Annotated in this window: 12 protein-coding genes; 3 read left to right on the top strand and 9 right to left on the bottom strand. The window is 27.3% G+C overall.

The window, feature by feature from the left end; all coding sequences use genetic code 11:
• Positions 1–157: 157 nt before the first annotated feature.
• The 3 genes from BN2920_RS15180 to BN2920_RS15190 all read right to left on the bottom strand — a co-directional run bounded on the left by BN2920_RS15180 (position 158) and on the right by BN2920_RS15190 (position 2750).
• Positions 158–532: a hypothetical protein gene (locus tag BN2920_RS15180; RefSeq protein ID WP_058295827.1), complete on the bottom strand. Its 375-nt coding sequence runs from the start codon at positions 530–532 to the stop codon at positions 158–160.
• 42 nt (positions 533–574) lie between these two features.
• Entirely contained in the window at positions 575–1054 is a 480-nt protein-coding gene (locus BN2920_RS15185; RefSeq protein ID WP_058295828.1) for an NUDIX domain-containing protein, read from the bottom strand.
• 220 nt (positions 1055–1274) lie between these two features.
• On the bottom strand, positions 1275–2750 hold the full coding sequence (locus BN2920_RS15190; protein ID WP_058295829.1) for a protein adenylyltransferase SelO: 1476 nt from the start codon (positions 2748–2750) through the stop codon (positions 1275–1277).
• Positions 2751–3319: 569 nt separating this feature from the next.
• On the opposite strand from BN2920_RS15190, the gene BN2920_RS15195 reads away from it, so the two are divergent.
• The 3 genes from BN2920_RS15195 to BN2920_RS15205 all read left to right on the top strand — a co-directional run bounded on the left by BN2920_RS15195 (position 3320) and on the right by BN2920_RS15205 (position 6552).
• On the top strand, positions 3320–4069 hold the full coding sequence (locus BN2920_RS15195; RefSeq protein WP_058295830.1) for an acyl-[acyl-carrier-protein] thioesterase: 750 nt from the start codon (positions 3320–3322) through the stop codon (positions 4067–4069).
• 110 nt (positions 4070–4179) lie between these two features.
• The gene (locus tag BN2920_RS15200; protein WP_058295831.1) at positions 4180–5646 is read left to right on the top strand and encodes a DUF4317 domain-containing protein; all 1467 of its coding nucleotides are present in this window, start codon (positions 4180–4182) and stop codon (positions 5644–5646) included.
• 279 nt (positions 5647–5925) lie between these two features.
• Positions 5926–6552, top strand: coding sequence for a flavodoxin family protein (locus tag BN2920_RS15205; RefSeq protein WP_058295832.1), 627 nt, complete (start codon positions 5926–5928; stop codon positions 6550–6552).
• Positions 6553–6682: 130 nt separating this feature from the next.
• Here BN2920_RS15205 and BN2920_RS15210 read toward each other — a convergent pair whose 3' ends face one another.
• The 6 genes from BN2920_RS15210 to BN2920_RS15230 form a co-directional block, all read right to left on the bottom strand.
• Positions 6683–8218 (bottom strand): WD40/YVTN/BNR-like repeat-containing protein, encoded by a 1536-nt coding sequence (locus BN2920_RS15210; protein ID WP_058295833.1) that lies wholly within the window; start codon positions 8216–8218, stop codon positions 6683–6685.
• A 131-nt stretch (positions 8219–8349) separates the two neighbouring features.
• On the bottom strand, positions 8350–8484 hold the full coding sequence (locus tag BN2920_RS22420; RefSeq protein ID WP_276325922.1) for a hypothetical protein: 135 nt from the start codon (positions 8482–8484) through the stop codon (positions 8350–8352).
• Between the two features lie 141 nt (positions 8485–8625).
• Positions 8626–9615, bottom strand: coding sequence for a GGDEF domain-containing response regulator (locus BN2920_RS15215; RefSeq protein WP_058295834.1), 990 nt, complete (start codon positions 9613–9615; stop codon positions 8626–8628).
• A complete protein-coding gene (locus BN2920_RS15220; RefSeq protein ID WP_058295835.1) occupies positions 9599–10183 on the bottom strand; it encodes a chemotaxis protein CheB in 585 nt (194 codons plus the stop codon). Before BN2920_RS15220 ends, BN2920_RS15215 begins: the two co-directional genes overlap by 17 nt.
• Before the next feature lie 48 nt (positions 10184–10231).
• The gene (locus BN2920_RS15225) at positions 10232–11080 is read right to left on the bottom strand and encodes a CheR family methyltransferase (protein WP_058295836.1); all 849 of its coding nucleotides are present in this window, start codon (positions 11078–11080) and stop codon (positions 10232–10234) included.
• Positions 11077–14712 (bottom strand): response regulator, encoded by a 3636-nt coding sequence (locus BN2920_RS15230; protein WP_097919273.1) that lies wholly within the window; start codon positions 14710–14712, stop codon positions 11077–11079. Before BN2920_RS15230 ends, BN2920_RS15225 begins: the two co-directional genes overlap by 4 nt.
• Positions 14713–14899: the final 187 nt, after the last annotated feature.

A 14899-nucleotide genomic window follows, 5' to 3' on the forward strand; every position in this document is an offset into this window, starting at 1 on the left:
TATTATATTTATAACATTATAACATATATTGTAAGAATTCTATTGGCATTTTTCTATTATTGCTTTTAATTATTTAGCTTAATAAAATTACATAATACCAATTTTCATCTATTTCATTATGTTATTCTTTCTATTTATTAAAAATTGAAGAATAATGCTAAACCAAAAAACTAATAATCATGCATACTATTCCTGAAAACAATAATGAGATCCTGCCTATCCCATTATTCACAATTATTTTAACATCATTCTTAGTTTTTTCATTTTCCATTCTAGTAATTTCAAGATTTGCATTGCCTGAATATTGAGCATTACTTTGTCCCATTGATTTTATGGATAACCCTTTAGGATTTCCACTAATAGAAGCAAATCCACCCAATACTACAAATATTATTGATTCTATTAATAATACATCTTTTAGAATATAGCCTTTAACATTTACTAATATAAACGCAATAATAAATAAAAAAGCACTCAATAACATGGATAAAATAATAAACGTTCCTATTGATTTTAATAAAGATTTACTCATACTCTCCCCCTTTCATTAAATTTATATTGTCTCCTAGTATAATTAAGCATGGCCATATAATATATGATCTGAACCATAGAACATGCTATTATGATTATTTATCATATTTACAATATTATTATTTAAAAATTCTGGCATTAATCTTATTTTACTTAACTTATCTATATTAATCCATTCACTATCAATTTGCATATCATCTATTTCTGTTGGTTTTATCAATATATTATCCTTCAATTTGCAGACAAAAATATGATACATCTTATGTGCATATTCTGGATATATTTCTCTTATTTTGGGATCATCACATATTTCTTCATATAATCCTGAAAATCTTAATGGAACAATATTATATCCTGCTTCTTCAAGACATTCTCTTATAATCGCATCATGTAAGGTTTCATATTGGTTTTGTCCTCCACCTGGAAGAGAGTAATAATATCCATTATTTTCATCAAAACATCTATTTAATAAAACTTTATTGTCATTTATGATGATAGCTTTTACTGTACTCCTAATACTCATTTTTTCTCCTAACATAAAATACAAAATTCTTTCTAGATATAGAATACCAATATTTTACCCAAAATTCAAAATTCTTTTATTCATGTAACTTTCTATATAAAGTATATTTTTAAATACTATTACTAATAAATATTGTGAAACATAAAATAAGGCTGCTAAATTAAAGCAACCTTATTTGTGTGTGTTAAATTAATTAATTTATTTAATTTTTCATTCACTTTTATGTTCCACAGTAAGTTTTATAAGGACAGTTTGTAGGCTTAGGTAACTCAGAATAATATTCACTTACATTAGAGTAATCGTAAGGACTATTAATAGCCTCTAAAAGTTTATTCATAACTGTATAATTATTATTATTCACTGCCGCAGATAAAGCTTCCTCGACTCTATGGTTACGTGGTATTACAACTGGATTATTCTTTTTCATTAATTCTATTGAGTCTTCCATTGATTCATTTTGTCTCTTTAATCTTTCCTGCCATAACTTATACCAGTCTTTAAAATCTTCTTTACGAAACATTTCAATATTATTTATATTACCTAATGTTAAATTAAGAAAAGTATTTGTATAATCAGCTTTGTATTTCTTCATAAGATTTAAAAGAGTTTCAATTATATGTTCATCTTTGTCTTCTTCATTAAATAATCCAAGCTTTTTCCTCATTCCAGAAAGCCAATTATTTTTATATAAGATTTCAAATCTTGATAATGATTTTTCAGCAATTTTTACAGCTTCATCTGTATCATCATCTAATAATGGTAGTAATGTTTCTGCAAATCGTGCTAAATTCCAAGCAGCAATTTTCGGCTGATTACCATATGCATATCTACCATAAGTATCAATAGAACTAAATACGGTGTTTAGATCATAAGTATCCATAAATGCACAAGGACCGTAATCAATTGTTTCTCCACTAATAACCATATTATCAGTATTCATAACTCCATGAATAAAACCAACAAGCTGCCATTTTGAAATAAGCTCTGCCTGCCTTTTTATTACTTCATTAAGCAAATATAAATATTGGTTTTCACTGTTTGATACTTTTTTAAAATGTCTGTTTAATGTATAATCTGCTAAAGCTTTAACATCTTCTATGCTTCCATAATTTGCAGCAAATTGAAATGTTCCAACACGTATATGGCTTTTTGCTATACGCGTTAATACTGCACCTTCAAGCTCTGTTTCTCTTATTACACTCTCACCTGTAGTTACAACTGCTAAACTACGAGTTGTTGGAATGCCTAGCCCATTCATGCCTTCACTTATAATATATTCTCTGAGCATTGGTCCTAAAGCTGCTTTTCCATCTCCTCCTCTTGAATACGGTGTTCTTCCAGATCCCTTAAGCTGAATATCAAATCGCTGTCCATCTTTTGATATATATTCTCCCAAAAGAACTGCTCTTCCATCACCAAGCATTGTAAAGTATCCAAATTGGTGTCCAGCATAAGATTGTGAAATTGGAGTTGTTCCTTCTAAAACTTTATTTCCAGAAAGTATGTCTATCCCATCTTTTCCCTTTAAAAAATCTGCATCTAATCCCAAAACATCAGCAAGTGAATCATTGAATATAATAAGCTTTGGAGATGATATATCATTTGGATTTTGAATAGAAAACATTTTTTTCGGAAGGTTTGCATAAGTATTTTCTAATTTTAAATATTTATTTTGAACTGTATTTTTATTTTTCATTTCTCCTCCTTCTCTATTTTAATAAAACTATAAATTTATAAACTATAGTTTTATTAAATTTATAGTTAGTTTCTTCTTGTAACCTATTATTATTCTAATTAACTGTAATTTTTTCATTAAAATAAAATTATATTTAGAAATTTAATACTTGATATCAACATAATAAGAAATTTGAAATAAAATTATTTTAATTATTTCTTCTTTCTTTAATGGAAATTTCATTTTCTGATTAATAAACTTTTTATCAATATTAATTATTAATTACTATTTATTCCATTGTAGATATTATATCACATTACAAATATACACTATCCAATTTTCAAACAATATTATTTTTATTAATCAATAAATCTTAATTCATTTTGATATAAATAACATGTATGTTATAAACGTTAGAATATAAGTAATACAAGTTTAAAAAGTTTAGTGTATAAAAATTATGTCAATAATATTTATTGATTATTATTTCTATAAATTCTTATTTTTCCAAGTGAGATATATAAACTTTTAAATTATGATACAATATTTAATATAAAATATACGAGCTTTATAAAAGGAGGAAATATATATTGAATGATATTTTTAAAAAAGAATACAAAATAAATATTTTTAATGTTGATTCTGAGCATAAATGTAAATTTTCATCTTTAGTGGATTTCTTATGGGATGTAGTTATATCCCAATCTGATTATTTAGGAGAAACTAAAGAAGGCTTTGTTCATAATCAATGTATATGGGTACTTTTAAAATATGATATAACTATATATGAATACCCTAAATTTAGAGATACAATAACTGTTGACACTAGGGTCTTAGGTACAAAAAAGTTCTATGGTTATAGACAAAATACTATAAAAAACTCTGAAGGAAAAGTTATCGGTGAAGTTTTTTCAACAGCTATATTAATAGATTTTGAAAAAAGACGTCCTATGAGAATATCCCCTGCCCAAAGTGAAATATATGAACTTGATGGAGAATTAGATGAAGTGCCTCCTTTAGATGATATTCCTAAAATTCAAAAAGAGGACTATATAAAAGACTACCCAGTTAGATATAGTGATATAGACTCTAATGGACATGTTAATAATGTAAAGTATATGGAAATGGCAATAGATACTTTACCAAGATCTATTTTGAATGAATATGAATTATATAATATTAAAGTACTATTTAAAAAAGAGACAACTGATGGAGATACATTACATATTTCATCTGAAGTAATTGATAATGATAATGACAATATTATTACTATTCATAATATCACAAGTGATAATGGAACTCTCCTTACAAATTTACAATTTATATGGAAGAAAAAATAATATATCTTTGTTAATTGCTTGAAAATATATTATTTTGATAATATATTTATATTTGGTAACATGTTCTTTACTATGTACTAATAAAAACTCATGAAATGAGAGGTCATTATATGAAAAAGAAAGATATATTAGAATTAAAAAAACGTTTAAAGAAAGATTATTGCACCTTCACAAAAATGTGTGGTTGTTATGTTAGCGGAGAAAAACATATTATTTTAAAGTTTAGGGAAACCTTTTTAAACTTAGATGAGGATGAATACTTTAAATACTTAGAAATTGCTAAAAAAGTACTGTCTGGTTCCATTGGAAATAACATTTTAGAGCTTAACTTTCCAGTTGGTGAAGACCTTATAAATGAAAAGCAAGTTTCCCTTATGCAGCTAAAAAGAAGTCAATTAAAGGATGATGCTCTACTTAACAGTTTTTACAAATCCATTATAGATAATTATGATTATACAGGTAATTTTTTGATCCTTATTTTTCATGATGCTTACGATGTTATTACTAAAACTAATGATAATGCAAAGTTAGATGAATCTGAAGAAGTATATGAATATGTATTATGTGCAATATGTCCTGTTTCACTTTCAGCTCCTGGTCTTAGATACTTTGAAGAAGAAAATAAAATAAAAGCACGTATTAGAGATTGGATAGTTGAAGCACCAATTAATGGCTTTGTTTTTCCTGCTTTTATTGATCGTAGTTCAGATGTTAACTCCATTATGTATTACACAAAAAATGCAAAGGATACACATCCTGAATTAATGGAAAATGTATTAGGTTGTTATTCAAAACAAACTGCTACTATACAAAAAGAAACGTTCCAATCAATTATTAAAGATTCGTTTAGCGCTGATGAAACCAAGGCTGAGAAAATTTTTATGGAAGTACAAGAAAATCTAAATACTATGATAGATGAATACAATGAAATGTATGATGATACAGATTCTGAGCCTAAAAGCTTAACAAAGAAGGATATACAAAACCTTTTAATAGAAAGTGGAGTTCCAGAAGAAATTACTACTAAGATTGAAAAATCATATGAAGAAAACTTTGGTGATGATCTTCCTTTAGCAGAACATTTAATTGATCCAAAGATACTTAAAGCGAATGAACAAAGAAGAAGAGAACAAATACTTGAAAAACAAGTAGAAATATTACAAAATAAGCTTGAAAGAACAAAAATAAATGTTGAAACCAATTCTGAAAAAGAAGAAAAACACGAAATTGAATCGGTACAAAATTCAGATAAAGAGACTTTAGATACAATATCAAACTCACTAGATGAATCTTTTCCACAATCAGACAATATGCTTGAAGAATCAAATTCTGATATAGATTTAGAAACAGCCTCTGACTTAGATTTAGAAAAGAATTCTGATATAGCTTTAAACTCAGTATCAACTGAAATAAAACCAGAAAAACATTCTGATCCAAACTATGATATTATTCTTCAAGTAAAACCTGAAAAATTAGATCAAATAAAATCACAGATAATTGATGGTAAAAAATATCTTGTTATTCCTGTTGATGAAGATGAACAAGCAAATGTCAATGGTATTGATACTTTGATTTAATTTATTATAAATTATATTTTCTTATTATTTATAATAAGAACTTCACTAAAAAACAATATATATAATTATTATAATAATTTAATAGTTTCTTTATAAGACCTACGATTATTCTCGTAGGTTTTATAATAAATATCCTACCTCCTTATACATCTTTAACTACTAACTCTCCTTTTAGATAGTATCTAACTTTTTAGTTAGTTCTATATTTTTTTATTACATTGTTATATATTGGTAATATAAAGACTATAAATAACTATATAAATTTGTGAGGTGTTAAAAATGAAAGTATTGCTTATTAATGGCAGTCCTAAAGCTAACGGCTGTACTTATACAGCTTTAAGTGAAATTGCTAATGAATTAGAAAAGGAAAACATAGAAACAGAAATCTTTCATATTGGAAATAAGCCTATAAGAGGATGCATAGGATGTGGTGGCTGTTATACTACTAACAAGTGTGTATTTAATGATGATGTCGTAAATGATGGGATTGAAAAAGTAAAAAAAGCTGATGGAATCATATTGGGCTCTCCTGTACATTATGCAGCAGCTTCAGGTGCTATAACATCATTTTTGGACAGGCTGTTTTATGCTTATGGCGGTAAATTTCTTGCACATAAACCTGGAGCAGCAATTGTAAGCTGTCGTAGAGGAGGTTCAACTGCGGCTTTTGAACAGTTAAATAAATATTTTACTATTTCTAATATGCCAATTGTATCTTCTCAATATTGGAATATGGTTCATGGAAATACCCCTGAAGAAGTAAAACAAGATTTAGAAGGAATGCAAACAATGAGAGTTTTAGGTCAAAATATGGCATGGCTTTTAAAATCTATTCAATCTGGTAAAGAAGCTGGAATAAAGTTACCAGAAAAAGAACCTAGAGCAATGACTAATTTTATACGCTAATATACAAAACTATGGTAATATTTAAACTTCGCTTAAAGAAGGCTCAGTGTTAATATGACTAAGCCTTCCCATTTATATATTGATTTTTTTAGTTAGATACTATCAAAAAGGAGAGTAAAGAAATGGATAATCATTCTCCTTTAACTTCTTTTACATACTCCCATGTGTTCCCTTCATCTTTTGATTCATACAAAGCTTTGCATCCTCCATTATAATCTCCATCAGATCCTTGTCCAATTAAAATTTCACTCTTTCCATCTTTAATGTAAGGCATTTCTGGCAAGTCAAAAGGCTCATAACTTTCTCCATTATTTAATGTTACTTTTATACTTTGAAAATCCACTTTCTTATATGATAAGCCGCCATCTTCTGTTCTATATAGTTCTCCATTACTACCGCCGCTATGAGATAAGCATAAAAATCCAAGTTTTTCATTTAAAAAAGTTATTCCTGATGCTACTCCGATTGCCCCTTCAAATGGATCTTCATTTATTACTTTCCATGTAGCTCCACCATCAGCAGTGGTATTTAATGAATAAGATCTACTTCCTGATGCAGCAGCAGTTACTTCTAAACGATAACCAACCTTATCTGATAAATAAAATTCATCTATACCGTTATTTGATTTTTTAGTACTCTTTTCATTGTCTTTCACTGCTAAAGAATCTGATTTAATATTATTTAAATCATCAGCCAAAATATATCGAACAGGAATATATACATCTTCTTTACCTGGTACAAATACAGAAACAGCATTTCCTATTATCTCTGATGAAGGATTTGAAGCCTCTTTTGTATTTCCATTTCCATTAATATAAACAATTCCATCTGTATTATATCCAAAACTTCGCTTACCATAATAAAGTATGCCATATTTATTTTCATTCCATTTTCTCACTGTTTCTTTAAGTGGAATAACCTTCATTGTGTTAATTAATGGTTGCAAGCTTTTGTCTTTATTATAATCTGCATTTACATAGCCATTTAAAATTATTATTATATTCTTTGATTTATTTTTATCATAAGTAATTAAATAACTTTCTTCTTTGCCATCATCATCTTTTCCATAGAGATACGCATTAAAAGATGTAATTGTTCCATTAGATTTAAAGTCAAGACTAACACTATCAGAAACATATAACTCTTTAGGCATCTGTATCTTTTTATTAATATCTGTAAAAATACCTTCTATTCCATTTTCATATATATTGTTATTTTCAAAACTTATAGTCTTTTTATTCTTCAAATCATTTAAAAACCAAGAAAGTTTTCCATTATAATTTATTGCGCTATTATATATTTTTGCTCCATAAAATAATGTTATAACAATCATAATAATTATAGCTATATAATGCCATATAACTTTATAAATCGAATTACCTTTTACGCCTGACTTCAATGTACCACTTTCATCAAACTCATTTTCCTCTACAATCTGTTCTGAAACAGTTCCATTCCTTTTCACAATTTTAATAATAAAAATCACAAGATATGCCAAAAAGAATATCATACAACCAAGTAACACAATAATATTCTTACGTATTCTTCCATATTTACATAAAGTATATAATTCATAAAAGAAAATCCCATATATAGCTATAAATATTGGGTTGCTCAACATTGATATAAATACTTGTCTTTTCATAATTTGTTTATATTCTTTCATTTCAGTCTCCTTCCCATTTTCCTTTTCTAATATATATGAATTATACAACAAATTTACAAGGAAAAATTAAAATATAGCCTTACCAAATAAATTTATTTGGTAAGGCTATTTTCTTAATGACTATTCTATAATTATTTGACATTTCTTCTCTTAAAAAACTTTTCTAATCCCATTCTTACTTCCTCATCATCAATATTAGGAACTTGAACATTCTCTTCAAATCCATCCATTTCTACCCCATCAAAACAATATAATTTAATCAACAAATTTCATAAAGTTTCTATTTCTTCCTCTATAAAATTTTTAAAAATATCAGCCATAAAATTAACAGTGCCATCTCCTTCCGCACTTAACCATGATATCCATTCCTATATCACTTACATGCACATTAAATAATTATTTAAGTTTTATATAGTGCAAACACTTACTTGATTACGTCCATTGGATTTGGAATTGTACAAAGCCTTATCAGCATGTTCAATAAGTTCGTTTTTTGAGTACTGTATTGAAGATGATTTTGTTGTAATTCCTAAACTTAAAGTGACATAAGCTGATACATCAGAAGATTTATGTGCTATCTCTAGTTCTTCTACATTTTTTCTAATAATCTCTGCTATGATTTTTGCGCCCTCTTCATCCGTTTCAGGTAAAATTACAGCAAACTCTTCGCCACCATATCTTGTTACAAAATCTAATGGACGTTTGACACTTAAAGAAATAGATTTCGCAACATTAATTAGGCAATCATCCCCTTTAAGATGTCCATAATTATCATTGTAACCTTTAAAGAAATCTATGTCAGCCATTATTAATGAGATTGGCTTATTTAATCTAGTACAACTTTTTATACTCATTTCTATATAATCATCAAAGCTTCTTCTATTTGGTATTCCAGTAAGGCCATCTAAGGTTGAAAGACTCTCTAATTTAAAATTAGCTTCCTGCAGTTCTGATAATTCCTTTACTTTCATCTCTAGTAATCTAGCTTGTTCTTCTATCATTTTCTTTTGGTTGTAAAGTTCTAGAAATACCTTAACTTTGCTTTGTAACATTATTGGCTCTATGGGCTTAAAAAGGTAATCAACAGCTCCTATTTCATATCCTTTAAATATACATTTCTGTTCTTTACTTATTGCTGTCACAAATATTATAGGTACATAGCGAGTTTTTGAGTTCATTCTAATATATTCTGCTGTTTCAAATCCATCCATATCTGGCATTTGAACATCAAGTAATACTAATGCAAATTCATAATATAACATTAAACTTAAAGCTTCATTTCCTGATGTTGCTTTTATAATATTACAATCTATATTCTCAAGTAAGCTTTCTAAGACAAGCAAATTTTCTGTCCTATCATCAACAATTAAAATATTAACATCATTTTTGTTTTTCATTTATATTCACCACTAATTCAATTAATTTATTTCTGATTTCATCTAAAGTAAGTATATAATCCACTTCTACAGCCTTTATAGCAGTATTTGGCATAAAAATTGACTCTGCTGTGCCTGGATCTTGTACTATTATGATTCCACCAAAATCTTTTATCTTTTTTAGCCCTTTACTACCATCACTACTTGCTCCTGTTAATATAATCCCAATCAGTTCATCTCTATAGACTTCAGCTGCAGATTCAAAAAGAACATCAATGGCAGGCCTAGAGTGATTTACTTTTGGATCAACTGTAAAGGACATAGTTTCATCTTTTTCTACTAATAAATGATAATTAGCTGGGGCAACATATACATTTCCTAAAAGTATTTTTTCCTTTTCATCAGCTTCTTTTACATTTATATTACATACATCATTAAGATGTTTAATCATATAACCACTAGAATAATTACTTAAATGCTGAACAATCAATACTGCTGCTGGAAATCCTTTTTTTAAAGGCTTTAATATTTTTTCTATTGCATCTATGCCTCCTGCTGAAGATCCTATAACTATTGTTCTATACTTCATTTTATCCTCTCCAATATGTAATCATATTTTATAAATATAAAATTTCAATTAAACAATATATTTTTTACGATAAATCTTTTCACTTTCACTAATAACATCAAAGTTATGACGATTTTCTGAAAATATAATACTTTCTTTTATACCTAAACAGAGAAAACATCCATTACATAAACTATCATAAAACAAATTAATTACAGAATTTTGCAAATCCTTATTAAAGTATATAAGCACATTACGACAAATTATAACGTGCATTTCACCAAATACTCCATCAGTTACTAAATTATGTTCTGCAAAAGTAATTTTCTTTTTAAGTTCCTTATTTATAATAATTGAGTCATATTTTTCTGTATAATATTCTGATAAAGATACATTTCCTCCAGCTTTTTGATAATTTTGTGAATATTCATCAATAAGATCAATATCATAAATACCCTCTTTAGCTTTTTGTAAAGCTGTAGCATTAAAATCAGTAGCATAAATTTGTGTTCTTTCATATATGCCTTCTTCCTTCAGCAAAATTGCCATAGAATATACTTCTTCTCCAGTAGAACATCCAGCATGCCAAATTCTGATAAATGGGTAAGTTTTTAATATAGGAATAACATTTTTTCTAAAATTTTTATAAAAACTTGGATCTCTAAACATTTCAGTCACATTAATTGAGAAATCGGCTAATACTGATTTAAAAAAATCTCTGTCATAAAGAATTTTATATTGTAACTCAGAAATATTACTTAGTCCAGATTTAGATAGACTTCTAATGATTCTTCTTTTCATATGAGCAGTGGAATATTTTCTAAAGTCATACCCATATTTTAAATAAATTCCCTCCAATAATAAAGATACTTCAATATCTTCACTCTCAATTTTTTCTTTCACTTGATCACTATTCATTTATACAACCACACCTTTAAAAGTGAAATTAGTTTATTAATATCTACTGGTTTTGTCAAATAATCATTGGATCCAGCCTCAATACATTTTTGTCTATCTTCTTTCATTGATTTGGCCGTTATAGCAATAATAGGTATATTATCAAATTGTTTTTCTTTTCTTATTTCTTTCATTGCAGTATATCCATCCATTTCAGGCATCATTACATCCATTAAGATTAAATCTATAGTATTTATTTCATAAAGTTTTTTTATTCCCTCTGATCCATTACGTCCAACAACTACATTCATTCCTTTTTCTTCAAGAGCACTTGTTAATGAAAAAACATTTCTCATATCATCATCAACAATAAGTATATTTTTATTATTTAATAAATTTTCTTTTTCTTCACTAAATTTAATATTTTTAAAGTTTTTATTATCAATATTAGAATCTACACTATGAAAAAATAAACTCACTTCATCAAGAAGTCTGTCAATTGAATTATTACCTTTTATGATAATACTCTCAGTATATTTATTTAATTTATCTTCCTCTTCTTGCGTGATATTACCTTCTGTATAAATTAAAATAGGGAAATTCACTAAATTTTCTTCTTTCAATTTATTAACAAGATCAATTCCATTCATATCTTTCAGATTTAAATCTAATATCATACAATCAAATTGCTCATCTTTTAATAATTTATATGCATCTAATCCACTTTCTAAGGTAGTGATCTTGAATCCTCTTTCATTTAAATTATTATATATCATATTACTTTGACTTTTATCTTCGTCAACAATAAGTAGTTTCTTAGAATCGTTAGATAAGCTTGTCTCTATTTTATCAAACAAATTATAAAGTTCTTCTAAGTTATATGGCTTTTTAATATGCCAAACCAAATTTTTCATTTTATCATATGAATTTTTATCTTCTTTCCATGAAATTATGTGAATTGGAATGTTTTTTGTATATTCTAAGTTCTGCAATTTATCAACTACTCTCAGCCCGCTATTGTCTGATAACCCACTATCCAATAAAATCGCGTATGGATTATATTTTTCTGCTAATTTTATTGCTTCATCACTATTTTTCTCAATTAAAACCTTATAATTTTTTTTATAAGCTAATTCGGATAATAAAGTCGAAAACTGCTCATCATCTTCAATTATTAAAAGAAGCTTTTCATCTTCTTTTTTACTTTCGTCATGCTCATCTTTGGTGAACTCATTAATATCATTTTCTAATATTATTTTTTCTTCCAAATTGTCACGATAATTTTTATCAATACCCGAATATTCCTCTTTATTTAACTTAACTTGTTCCATATTATCATTATCTAAAAATACTAAGGTAAATTTACTTCCTTTTCCTTCCTCACTTTTCAAATAAATGTTTCCTCCAAGTAAACGAGCAAGTTCTCTTGAAATAGATAACCCTAGTCCTGTTCCTCCATATTTTCTGCTAATTGTTCCATCCACTTGCTTAAAAGCCTCAAAAATTAAAGTTTGTTTATCAGCAGGTATACCTATGCCTGTATCTATGATTTCTATACTTATTAATTTATTAACATTTTCCTCAATTTTATAATTTTTAATATCCTCTTCTTTAGGTATGCATATATTCATTTTTACATAACCAGTCTCAGTAAATTTAAATGCATTAGACAATAAATTATTTATTATTTGTTGAAGTCTTTGCTCATCAGATATTATTTTCTCAGGTAATCCATCTTCAATTTCTATATTAAAATCTATGTTTTTTTGCAAAATTATTGGAGTAAATAAACTTTTTGTATTCTCAGCTAATTCTGCTAAATTCACTTGGTCAAAATTTATATCTATTTTACCAGATTCAACTTTAGACAAATCCAAGATATCATCAATAAGCCTAAGAAGATTTTTACCAGAAGAATGAATAGTTTTTGAATATTCTAATTGTTTTTCTGTTAATGGCTCATTAGCTTTTTTATTTTCTAGTAATTGAGAAAGAACTATAATACTATTTAAAGGAGTTCTTAATTCATGAGACATATTAGCTAAAAACTCAGATTTGTATTTATTAGCAATCTCTAACTCCTTAGCCTTTCCTTCAATTTCATGGTTTGCTTTCCTTAAAAGTTTATTATTTTCACTTATATCTCTCTTTTGCTGTTCTAATTTTTTAGTTTGCTCTTCAAGCTCCTCATTTGATACTCTTAACTCTTCCTGCTGAGTTTGCAGATTCATTTCAGACTGTTTTAGAATCTTAGCTTGCTCTTCTAATTCTTCATTATTTTGTCTTAATTCCTCTTGCTGTACTTGTAATTCTTCTGCCTGTACTAAAGTCTTATTAAGAAGTACCTCCATTTTTGTTTGTGCTTTTGTTAAATTTATACTTGTAGCTATGTTTTCACTAACTTGTTCAATAAATTTTAATTGTACATCCGTAAATTGATTAAATGATCCTAGCTCTATTATGCATTCTATTTCCTCGTGATACATACAAGGAGCAATTAATATGTTCTTGGGAACTGCCTCTCCAAGGCCAGAAATAATTTTCATATAATCAGCTGGTACATCTTGTACTAAAACAATCTTGTCTTCTAGAGCAGCTTGTCCAACTAATCCTTCACCTATATTAAATTCATCAGGTGAACCTTCTGAACTATTATAAGAATAACTTCCAAATACTTTAAAAGTGTTGCTATCCGTTTTAACATAAAATCTTCCAATTTGCATATTTAAATATCTACATATGTATGTAATTATACGAGAACTTAATGTGTTAATTTCTCGTACACCTCGCATTTCTTCATTTAGCTCTGCTCTACCAGTTGTCAGCCAGCTTTGGTTTCTATTCTCAGAAATTAATTCCTTAAGCTTAGTCATAAATATATTAAAATATCTAGCCATCTTGCCAATCTCATCTTCTGAATTACTCATTAGCCTAGCTTCTAAATTAACTTCTCCTTCTGCTATTTCTCTAAAAGTATTTGTAACAACTTTTACAGGATTAACAATCATCCTAATAGATAAACTTGCTATAATAATTGCTGCTATAGTCGCTAAAGCTCCTCCTGTTAGCATAATAACTCTTGTTTCTTTCTCCATTTTAATGAGATCCGCATTTCTGTTCTGCAGTAGCCTTTCTTCTTCATTATTAATATCTCCAAGTATTGAACGTAATTCATCCATCATGTTTTTTCCATAACCTGATTGAACAATAGCAATCAAATCTTCTAATTTTAACTTTCCTGAAGAAACTTCTTTTCTCTTAGCTATTATTATGTTTTTTTCCCATTCAACCCATTCTTTATATTTATTATTAATATTATATAACCTTTGTTGTTGTTCAGAGTTATCTTCTGTAAGTTGCTTGAGTTTATCATAGTGATTTTCATAAGAAGAATTTCCTTTATTAAATGGTTCGAGAAAACTTTCATTCCCAGTAATAACGTATCCTCTTGCTCCTGTTTCCATATCTAATAAACTCATAAGAAGGCAATCTGACTCTTGAATAACTTTATATGTATGAACATTCCATTTGACTGCTTCGGATTCTTTAACAAAATTTATATAGGTATTGCCAATAACCGCCAACATTATTAAAATAATGATTCCAAAGCCTATGAACATTTTTTGGCCTATACTTAACCGCCTTATAATCAATATATCAACCCCTTTTAATAATTTATTTAATTTTTATAATAAGTTTATTTGTATTTATATAAGTTCCAATAAAATTACTTCATATGAGCCATATATCCTTTTTGGGTTTAGGGCAGATTTTAATGAAGATTCTTAATTAGAACATATATATCAGTAATTTCATTAATATATAAATAAATACTTATGT

Origin of the sequence: Clostridium neonatale, from assembly GCF_001458595.1 — a bacterium.
Classification (GTDB): Bacteria; Bacillota; Clostridia; order Clostridiales; family Clostridiaceae; genus Clostridium; species Clostridium neonatale.

Bases quoted from the DNA above. Each gene is read 5' to 3' on its own strand.
- BN2920_RS15205 (WP_058295832.1), top strand. From the start codon at position 5,926: ATGAAAGTATTGCTTATTAATGGCAGTCCTAAAGCTAACGGCTGTACT.
- BN2920_RS15180 (WP_058295827.1), bottom strand. From the start codon at position 532: ATGAGTAAATCTTTATTAAAATCAATAGGAACGTTTATTATTTTATCC.
- BN2920_RS15190 (WP_058295829.1), bottom strand. From the start codon at position 2,750: ATGAAAAATAAAAATACAGTTCAAAATAAATATTTAAAATTAGAAAAT.
- BN2920_RS15210 (WP_058295833.1), bottom strand. From the start codon at position 8,218: ATGAAAGAATATAAACAAATTATGAAAAGACAAGTATTTATATCAATG.
- BN2920_RS15200 (WP_058295831.1), top strand. From the start codon at position 4,180: ATGAAAAAGAAAGATATATTAGAATTAAAAAAACGTTTAAAGAAAGAT.
- BN2920_RS15215 (WP_058295834.1), bottom strand. From the start codon at position 9,615: ATGAAAAACAAAAATGATGTTAATATTTTAATTGTTGATGATAGGACA.
- BN2920_RS15220 (WP_058295835.1), bottom strand. From the start codon at position 10,183: ATGAAGTATAGAACAATAGTTATAGGATCTTCAGCAGGAGGCATAGAT.
- BN2920_RS15225 (WP_058295836.1), bottom strand. From the start codon at position 11,080: ATGAATAGTGATCAAGTGAAAGAAAAAATTGAGAGTGAAGATATTGAA.
- BN2920_RS15185 (WP_058295828.1), bottom strand. From the start codon at position 1,054: ATGAGTATTAGGAGTACAGTAAAAGCTATCATCATAAATGACAATAAA.